General features: G+C 47.2%; 2 protein-coding genes. Both read right to left on the reverse strand.

What is annotated here, in order from left to right:
* Positions 1-21: 21 nt before the first annotated feature.
* On the reverse strand, positions 22-9,216 hold the full coding sequence (locus tag ACGF49_RS02135; protein ID WP_387489345.1) for an amino acid adenylation domain-containing protein: 9,195 nt from the start codon (positions 9,214-9,216) through the stop codon (positions 22-24).
* Between the two features lie 98 nt (positions 9,217-9,314).
* A complete protein-coding gene (locus ACGF49_RS02140; protein ID WP_387489348.1) occupies positions 9,315-10,217 on the reverse strand; it encodes a cupin-like domain-containing protein in 903 nt (300 codons plus the stop codon).
* Positions 10,218-10,232 lie beyond the last annotated feature (15 nt).

A 10,232-nucleotide genomic window follows, 5' to 3' on the forward strand; every position in this document is an offset into this window, starting at 1 on the left:
GTTCCTTGGTTAGTGTTCTTTTCAGTCAACCAGCTCGGCTATCAACTCCAGCTGCTTAACCCACGCTTGATTTGCGCTGACCAGTTCTACCATGCCGCGTAACCTTGGTGACAACATTACGGCCTGAAGGTCGAGTTCTATGTTATACCTTTCGTGTATCCTGCTCAGAATTTGAAGGGCTTGTAGCGACGAGCCTCCCAGATGGAAGAAGTTGTCCTCCAGTTCGATTTCATCCCGTTGTAACACCTCCTGCCAAACCGCTGACAAGGCAAGTTCGACAATATTGTTCGTCTCTGCAAAAGCATCACTTGCAAGAGTAAGAGGGAAGTCTTCTTTAACGAGGTATGACGCTTGCTCTTCTTCCTCTTGCTGAACTTGTTGATGCCACGCCGACTCCTGTGTGGCCAACTGCCTAAGTTGGTTACAATAATCAGCGAACATCTGATCAAGCATCTGGTCATCGAATACTTCATCCATAGTGTCCCACACGAGTATGAGCGCACCATTGCGTGTGTGCAACTGGTGGTCGAACAGGATCTGTGGTGTCTGGGTGACGGCAAAAACCGTGTTACCACTGAGCTCTAGTTTACTGTGATCAAACAAGTGTTCATCTTCCATAATCCCTAGAGCACTGGTGAAGACGATAGGCATGGATGACAGCCCACCTTTGTGTTTCGAAAGTTCCCTCATCACCTCAATACCACTGAACAAGCCATGATCCTTTCCTTCTAGAATCCGGCTACAAGTTTCCCCAATCTGATCGATTAGGGTCAGCCCAGGCTGATGTTCGCATTCCAAAAGCAGGGTCGAAGTAAAATTACCAACTAACCAATTTTCTTGTGGATGCACTCCCGGGCGATTGTACTCGGTGAGGTTCAGGGTGAACGACTTGTTCAAACTAGCTTTACGCAATGTATTGGCAAAAACCGTAACAAGTAGGCTGTTTTGCGTCATGCCAATTTTCTTCACTCGATTCTGTAGACGTCGCCACAATGCAGCATCAATTTCGGCCTTGCGGCGCACAAACCGCACATTGCTCAACTGACTGATGTGTTTGGCCATCGGCAGCATTGGTGCATTGAGCATGTTAGGAATCTTTTCCAACCAATAGGTCTGGGCCCGGTTAAACTCTTTTGAATTACATCTTTGTTGGTTGAACTGAATAAAATCTCTAAAACTGATTTCCAGTTCTTGCAATTGATCAGCCTGATCCATGTAAAGCCGGAATAGATCATGCACTATGATATTGGCACTCCAGGTATCCGCCACGATCAAATCGAAGCTGACATGAATCCGCACCACATCCTCACCATGCCTGGTATATCGAACACTGACGTTTGGCCATTGTGTTGGATCATTGACCATGTGTGACAATTCGAAACGGGTGGACTCCAGCATATCCTGCTGTTTAGATAGATCGTGTTGCCGTATGTCCTTGCCTTCCAGCTTGTACAAAGGAACATCCCGCAACACCCGCTGTGTTGTATTGTTCACCACGATACTGCGCAGCATATGGTGGCGTCGAATAAGAGCATTGATTGCATTTTCAAATTTGCCCAAATCAATCCGCATATAGTCGATTTCAAAGTAAGAATTGGCGGATACCGTCTTGCCCTTATCTTGAAACAGTACTCCAAGTAAATAGGAGCGTTGCATTTCAGACAGAGGGAAAGGCTCAAACACCTCTGCCAGTTGACCAGCAAACTTAGGGGGGACGTCATGCCCAACACCTTTCAGCCCTTCAAACATCCCCGCAAATTCTTCCAACACGGCGTGATCATACAAATCTTTCAGTCTTATATCCTGACCAAGCTCTGTTCGCAGCTGTGACACCATCTGCGTGGCTTTCAAGGAATCCCCCCCCAAGGCAAAGAAATTCACGCCAACAGTGTCAATATCAATTTTAAGTATCTGGCTCCATAATGACGCAACCATGTGTTCCACTGCCGATACAGGAGGCCTGGCTGATGGAATAAGACTGATCTTGTCTTTCAATTGCTCATTCAATTTGTCACGGTCGATTTTACCATTGACGGATTTCGGAAATTGCTCGACACTCCTGTAGTAACTGGGAACCAAATAATCCGGCAGTAAACGCCGAAGATGTTCTGCATACTCTTCTGAATCAAACTCATGGGCTGCACTGTTGGGTTCCTGCGTGATCTGGTAATGCAGAATCTGCTCGGCACTGAGGCTACCACCATTGAAATTCTGCAACATCTGCCAATTCGAAGAGAGGGGATGTGGCAGGTTTTGCCCTATTGGGCACATGCCAATAGAAAATTCCTCAGCTAATTCCATCAGGTATTGAGCAAAGACACCGGAAGCCAACCAGCCTGTTTGAATTGTGCAATTGGCGTCTGGATCTTGGTGCAGAAACAGTCTAAACTCATGCACAGGTTCAGATTCTGGTAGATCGAGCAACACTTTGCTTTGATGGTCAAACACATAATGTCTGTCATCCACATAATCATGTATGTGTTCTGGGAGCACGACCGCAATGCCCATTGCGTCTACGATGTAAGAGCGTAACCAATCATTTGATCCACTATCTGTTTGCAACCCGACCCAGGCCAAAGGAGTACAGGTTTCACTCCACAACAACTCGGAAGGGACAGAGCGAGTGTCGATGCTGGATGACAAGGATAACACTCTCGCCTGACAGTCCAACAACCCAGCCATATACCCAGCCTCTTGGTGGATAAACTTTTCTGACCAGTCACCATAAAGAGGTGCTATCTTTTCAGGTTCCCCAATGAGCCATACCCCAATTTTCTGGTCGTCTGGTTGCTTCAGCCCAACTCTGTGTAGCTGCCCGCTCTTCGCATCCAGCCTATAATAGCCCGGCTCAACCTCCGATCCTTCAATCACAGAAACGGACACCAATGCACTTACGGCATAACTATGACCTGCTGAAGGGTAACGATATTTATGTAAAGGAAAGCCATCAATATGCAACGCCACCAGACAGGACAACCAACGCTGCAAGACGGGAGAATCAATGACGGCCTGGCCGTGCTGTTTTTTTCCGGTCTCTTGCAGGGCATACTTTGATGCAGCTCCCAACCAGGCATTAAGCTGTTTACTTCTCAAACTCCTGCCTTTGAACTCCCGATAACTTTGTCTGCGCAGGTAGTCCGAAGTCTGCTCTGTGGCAACTCGTTGCAGGTCCAGAGAAACACTCTGCTGCTCACCTGTTTGCGCTGTCGCACGTTGAATTTTGAATTTCAACCTCTCTATCGGATTTTGAAGTACGTTATCGCCCAAAACGGAGTAAGGAATGTTGTCCAGAGTTGATGCACTGTCCTGGACGATCATATGAGCAACCAACTTATTGTTATCCAGCAAAGTCACTATTGAATCTTTGACAAGAGGGTGACTTCCCAGAGCTTTCTCAATTTCCCCCAGCTCGATCCTGTAGCCGTTCAGTTTGACCTGGTTGTCCTCACGTCCCAGAAACTCGATATTGCCATCATCCATAAAACGCCCTAAATCGCCAGTTTTGTACAACCGCTCATCGGTTTGTGCAGAGAGGATGAATTGTTGCTCGGTCAGTGTTTGATTTCCAAGGTAGCCCTGAGCGACCCCCACCCCTGCGATGTATATGTTGCCGGTTTTCCACGTAGGGCAAACATGAAGGGATTCATCCAGAACCATCACTTGTTGACCCGGCAAAGACTTACCGTATGGAATACTGACCCATTCTTCACGGACATGATCGACGGGGAAATAAATAGACCAGATGGAGGCTTCTGTTGCGCCGCCCAGACTAACGACATCTGCATTCAGATAGCGGGATTTAAATCTGTTAGGCAATTCCAATGGTATCCAGTCACCGCTTAGTAAACACAATCGCAACGACTTCGCTTCACACTTGGCGTTGCTGTCCAATAACAATTGCGCCAAGGCTGGTACGGTATTCCAAATACTGATGTTGTATTTTTCGAGCAGGTCGGACCAGGTCCAGGGCTGGGTGGTCACCTTATCCTCGGGCATTATGACCGTACCGCCACACGCAAGTAACCCCCAAATATCGTAAACCGACAGGTCAAAACACAATGAAGATACACATAAGCTGTTGTCATTGTGATCAACATTAAACAGCTGATTGATGCTTTGGATAGTATTCACAGCACCACGATGATCAATCATGACGCCCTTGGGTTGTCCTGTCGTTCCTGACGTATAGATGACATAAGCCAGATCAGTGGGTGTCACTGCTGCCAGCTGTTCAAGCGCCAACGGCGAGTCATTCGGTTGACCAACCCTGACCACCCTGGCCAGGGATTCACCAAGTGCCACGTTTGCTGCCTGACATATAATGACAGGTGTCGGTGCGGAATTGACGATGAGTTTGAGCCTTTCCTCCGGCCATTGAGGGTCAAGAGGAATATACGCAGCGCCCGCCAAAGTGACTCCCATCATAGCGACAGGGACGTCCCAGTCTTTATTCATCAATAACGCGACAAAATTACCCTTACCAATACCCAATTCTTGCAACTGCCGGGCGAGGCACAAAGATTCTTCCACAAAAGTCCGGTAATCTAATGACCTGCTTGCCGACACGACCGCAGTGTGATTCGGGTACATCTCAGCACTTTTCAGCACAGAATCAAACAGACGCATGCCGTCCGGAAAAACAGCTAAATCGCGAGATAACTTTGTGGACGAGTCTTTTCGATTCGCTACATGATCATTGAGCCAGCAGAACGTGCTAGTGTTCCAATTCGCAGGTTCCTGACTGAGTAAATTGATGTACTTGCAATAGCTGTCGAATACGAGATCAATAAGGCCATCTGGGAATATAGCTTCAACCACATCCCAGTTAATTACCAAATCTTCCCCATCTTCAGCCACCTGAAAATCGAGCCACACTTGGGAAGACTGGGTGACGCTGTAACTCATATTTCCATGCAATCGGTTTGCACTCTCTTTCCCACCGCTGCTTTTAGGGAGCCCAAGTACACTAGTGAAGACAATGGGAAACAAATGACCGCGCCCGCCCTTAGAGGAGGCGATGTCGCGCATAACGTCCACACCACCATAAAAGGAGTGAGCCAGATCGCTCATCATAAGACTGTGTACATCAAGCAGGGATTGCTCAAATGTGTACTGCTTGTTGTACCTAAAATGATGCAGAAGCGAGGACGTAAAGTCTCCTACGACCCTACTGATGTCTTTATGCCAGGGCATCCTATTGAACTGCGTCAGGTTTATGGTGAATTCATCTCCCCTAGCCCAATAACCAAGCACATTACTAAAAGTAGTCAGCAGGAAAGAAGTAGGTGACACAGACAACGTCAACAGTCGCTGCTTAATGCTTTGCCACTTTTCTGCCTCAAGCTTGTACGGCTTGCGAACAAATTCAGACTTTGATCTTTTGTTGGCGTTTGCCCTCAACGGCAGCTGCGGACCTTGCGGTAATGTGTTAATTCGCTTCTGCCAGTACACTTTAGATGCATCAAACTGGCCGACATCCTGCTGCTCCTGGAAAGCTACAACATAATCGCGAAATGTGATGCCTATGTCTGCGAGCATTTCATTTGGATGACTGTAAAGATAGCCCAACTCATTCATTAGCAATTGTGAGCTGAATAGATCAATCATGATCATCTGGAATTGAAAGTGGATCTTAAACCTTTTTTCATTCAATTGGCTGGCAGCCACAGAGAACATCGGCCACTTAGTTAGTTCCACCACCTGCTGAACCTGGTCATGACGAATTCGCATCAAGCGCTGCGGCAGCAACGATTCTGGACAATCCCTTAAATTATGCCGTTCGACAGAGTAGAAGGGCACTTTCTCCAATACTCTCTGCTTCCCTTCAGGTGTCACCACGGCACGCAACATGGGGTGCCGTTCAATCAGGGTGTTCAGTTTCGCTTCAAACAAGGCCAAATCCAGATTCTCATAATCCATTTCAAAATAAACGGAAGTAGAAACGTCACCCGTTTGATAGAGGCTGTTTGCCCCTAACCAATAGGCCTGCTGCATGGGCAGGAGTGCAAATTCTTCGAACTGACGATGTGGCGCAAATGCAATCTCATACATTTCATTGCAAGGGTTATTACCGCGCCAACCACAACCTTCTATTTTTTGACAAACACAATAAGGGGTGGGATTTTCCAGAAAATCGCTTAACGTGATTGGCGTTGCCAGACCCCTGTTCATGCTGTACAACAATTCGGTGGCGATGAGGGAATGTCCTCCTACCGCAAAAAAGTTGTCATGAAGTTTTATTTCTTGATGTCCCAGCTTGTCCTGCCACAGCGCAAGACATTCAGCTTGTAGCGGCGAAAGCTCCTCTCTTGCCGTACTTGTGAGTAAATAGGGTGTCCAGTCTACATGCTGCCTGAGCAATTTTCCTGAGCTCGAACGGGGTATCTCAGAAACAAAATGCCACTGATTCGGCACCATATAGTCCGGTAGAACCTTAGTGGCAAAAGCATACAACTCATTGCGCAGCTCAATGTCACCCGGCTCCTCGGGTACCACGGCCACTTCAACACAGAGCATCTCTGTGGAAGACGCAAAGCAGACTACTTCCCGAATTCTCGGGTGCTTTTGTAGATGGTTCTCCACTTCATTCGGATGGAATCTGTTACCTCTGACTTTCAACATGTTGTCCAAACGGCCAATATATTCCAGCTGTCCAAGTGCATTAATTCTTCCCAAATCGCCTGACTTGAACAGCTTTTCAGCGTTGCCAGTCAGTTTCGGACAGGGCAGAAAGCGTTGGTTGTCCGGCGATGTATCATCAAGGTAACCTAATGCCACACCCGCACCCTGGATGCAAATTTCACCTACCGCTCCTTTAGGAACAGGCTGTTGCTGTTGGTCGAGCACATAAACAGTGGTATGAGTCAAGGGAGTACCAATGACGGAATGTCGAAACGGATCTGAGCTAACAGTACAATAGGTGACATCGGCGGAGACTTCGGTACTGCCATATATATTCACCACCTGAGCAGTTTTGACCTGTTGCTCGATCAGCTGTACAAGACGTTCGTCGAGCACTTCTCCGCTGCACACTATGAACCGCAGGCACTGAATTCTATTCATACAGTCTGGGGCTTTCAGCAATGCACTCAGGAGAGAAGGTACCAAAGTGATATGAGAGATGCGGTTTGTTTCAATTGCTTTTGCCAATGCAAGCGTGTCAGGCAGCATTCGTTCATCGAATAGGTAACTGGTGGCACCGGATAGCAGAGGTACAAATATTTCAGCGAGTGAATCAACAAAGTTAACAGAGGTTTTCTGAAGTACATTGCAACTTGGCGACAGCGGAAAGTGTTTGAATTGCCAGGCAACCCTGTTAAGTAGCCCTCGGTTACTGGCACGGACTGCCTTGGGCTTCCCGGATGAGCCTGATGTAAACAACAACGCAATTTCATCATCCAAGGTCGCCGCCAGGTATTCCCCTTCACTGAAGTCCGTCTGACTGACACAATCTGGGACAGGAGGTATACTGTTGATGGTGTCAAAATCAATGATTTTTCCTCCGAAATCGAAGCCGATAGCCTTATTGGTCAAGCGCAACAACACATCAATTTCGGCAACCTCAAGTCGCTGTGTGATAACCTCATCAGGAAGAGAATCCGCGAAGGGGACGTAGCTAGCCCGTAACCGATTGACAGCCAACATCGAGGCAATAAACCCCGCGCTGCGATTGCCAAACAACCCGATACGCATCCCTGGATAGCAATCTACCTCCTGTTTGATGGCCAGATAGACTCGATTAACCAATCCCAACAGTTGCCTATAAGAGAGCTGTGTTTCGTCCTGGACCAGCACGAGGTGATCGGGTAAAGCATCACATTGGTGCTGAAATCCGGCGTACAGTGACGAGTGCGGCAAAGAAACATCGTCCCCTTGCAGAAAGTGATTTGCGGTGTCAGATACACGGCCTAGAGTGCCCAAAGCTACCTGCATGTCATTAGCAACTTCCTGAGCAATCTGACACATCAGCTTACCCAATGTGTTGATCGTCTCAGTGTGGTAGCTCTTACTGCAATACTCAAACGACAACGACAATTTGTCGCCATCTTCTGTCACTGAAGCGGTCAAGTCATATTTGGTTGGGGCTGTATTCAAACGCAAGGGAGAAACCATCAGCTCTTCACCCACCTTTTTCACAACTGTGGTCGAATTTTGGTAGAGGAAGTGCAGGTTTATATCCAGCGGTTTTTTTAACTTTGTCGCCTCATTACTTTTAAATAATTCGAATGGGCATACGCCGTCATTTAAGATCAAGGACACACCCCTGGACACCTGAGACTGAAAGTCAGAAAACAGCAGCATCGGGTCAAGCGTAAACTTAAGAGGTGCCTGGTTGATCAAACAGCCGATCAACCCTGACCAAGCTCCCTTATCCCTGTTACCAATAGCCATTGGAATAAAAAACTCCCGCTCACCGGAATAGCGGTGTACGGTAAGGGCAAAAATGCTGAACATGGCCGAGAATAAGCTTCCACCATGTGCGATCGCTGCTTTTTGCAGTTTATGCTTAATATCGCCTTCGAGCGTAAAGAATTGCTTCTTTCCGGCTTTGCCTATGTCCTCTCGATTCACCCGATAGTCATGTGCGATGGAGGCGCAGTTTGAGTCTGCAATGTATTCCGACAACTGTTCCAGTTTCTTATTCCAACGAGCATTGTCTGCAAGCATTGAATTGACGTAATGGGCATACTGGTCGAAGTCCGGCTTTGCACGGGAAAAGTGTCCTTCGTAGTAATGTTCGAGCAGCTCGCTGAGCAGAATTTCCTGTGACCAGGCATCTGAAATCAAATGATGGATGACGATGACAAACACACTCTGCTGCTCTTTCATCTTGATAAGAGCAAAACGGAGCAGGTTTTCTTGTTCTAGATCAAACGGAGCAACTCTGATTGCCTCGATCAGTTTTATAAGCTGTAAACTTCTTTGCTTGGGTCTCAGCGCAGACAAATCATGCTTGTCGATGCAAGCTCCATCGTCCTTGCCGCACTGTTGATATACTCGTCCCTGATGTTCACTGAATCTGAGTCTCAAGGTCTGGTGGCGTGCCATTAAGGCATCCAAGCTTTTTTTCAACTTGGCTTCACAAAATTGACCTTCAATATTGACGACAATGGGAGAGTTGTAGATTCCGACGCCTTTACTTAACTTTTCTTTCAGCCAAATACTTTCTTGCAAGGGAGTTAGAGGAAGTCTGGCTTCAGTTGTGTATATGTCCATTTTTCGACCCATTATAATGATAAGTCCTTCGTCAAGTTTAAGCGTTCAGCCTGCACTCATCGCACAGCGCAATCAGTTAATTTCAAGCAACTTTGTTGTTATTTAAGGAATTCGGCAATCCGGTAATAACCATCGTAGATCCAATTTTTAAATCTACCGGGCGTGATTCTCAGTAGATACCAGACCAAGGTTCTTCGACTGATGAAGTTCCTAGCAAACGGTATATCCCACATGATGGAAACACTGCAGGCATAAGCCTTGTCAATAATTGAAACCTGGTGGCACCACTGCGCCGGAATGAACAGGATCTCCTTTTCATTGAGCATCAATTCAACTTTTTCGGCCATGGCCTCTGCCGCGCGGGGGTACATAGCAAAATCAGGTTCGTCTACGTCCACTCGGCAAACCCATGGCTCCATTTGAGAAAAAAATGGAAAAGGGTAGAGATTCTTGTGATGTCGGCTTGGAAACAATGTGACTTTCTTACTTCCATAAAGTTGGCACAATGTGCTGTCACCTTCATCGCTGTGCAATGGCTCGATATGCCCTATTGGACCGAGCCATAGGTGGCAGTTAATGTTCTGCCACATTCTCTTGGTAAGGCCGCAAGCATTGGACAAGCGTTTTATATTCGAGCCTATACTGTCGAAAAGTCCGTGTTCCTTATCCAGCACCACTTGGCTCATGTATATGTCATTTAAACTGGCTTCGCCGCTGTTTAGCGCGTCAACATAGTCTTCGAATTTCATCTTATAGAGCTGTGAATAAGCTGTCCAACTGTGCTTGGCAATATTGCGGTTTTCTCCAAACTCCCTCACCCGATATTCATTGCCTTGCAACCAAGGAGCCAGATACTCCACAGACCATTCGGACACTCCATCAAACGCGCCGGTGATGATGACCGGGTAACCGGCTTTCCGGTATTGCCTGAAAAATGCTTTCGGCTCGATATCTTTTATATCGACCCTGGCAATTTCGCCATTTTGCAGAACTTTACTCATGTTTATTCCTTCCCG

The sequence above is a fragment of the Photorhabdus sp. RM96S genome, from assembly GCF_042879335.1.
In the GTDB taxonomy this organism is placed as follows: domain Bacteria; phylum Pseudomonadota; class Gammaproteobacteria; order Enterobacterales; family Enterobacteriaceae; genus Photorhabdus; species Photorhabdus kayaii.

Excerpts from the sequence above, each read along its gene's own strand:
- ACGF49_RS02135 (WP_387489345.1), bottom strand. The coding sequence starts at position 9,216 with ATGGACATATACACAACTGAAGCCAGACTTCCTCTAACTCCCTTGCAA.
- ACGF49_RS02140 (WP_387489348.1), bottom strand. The coding sequence starts at position 10,217 with ATGAGTAAAGTTCTGCAAAATGGCGAAATTGCCAGGGTCGATATAAAA.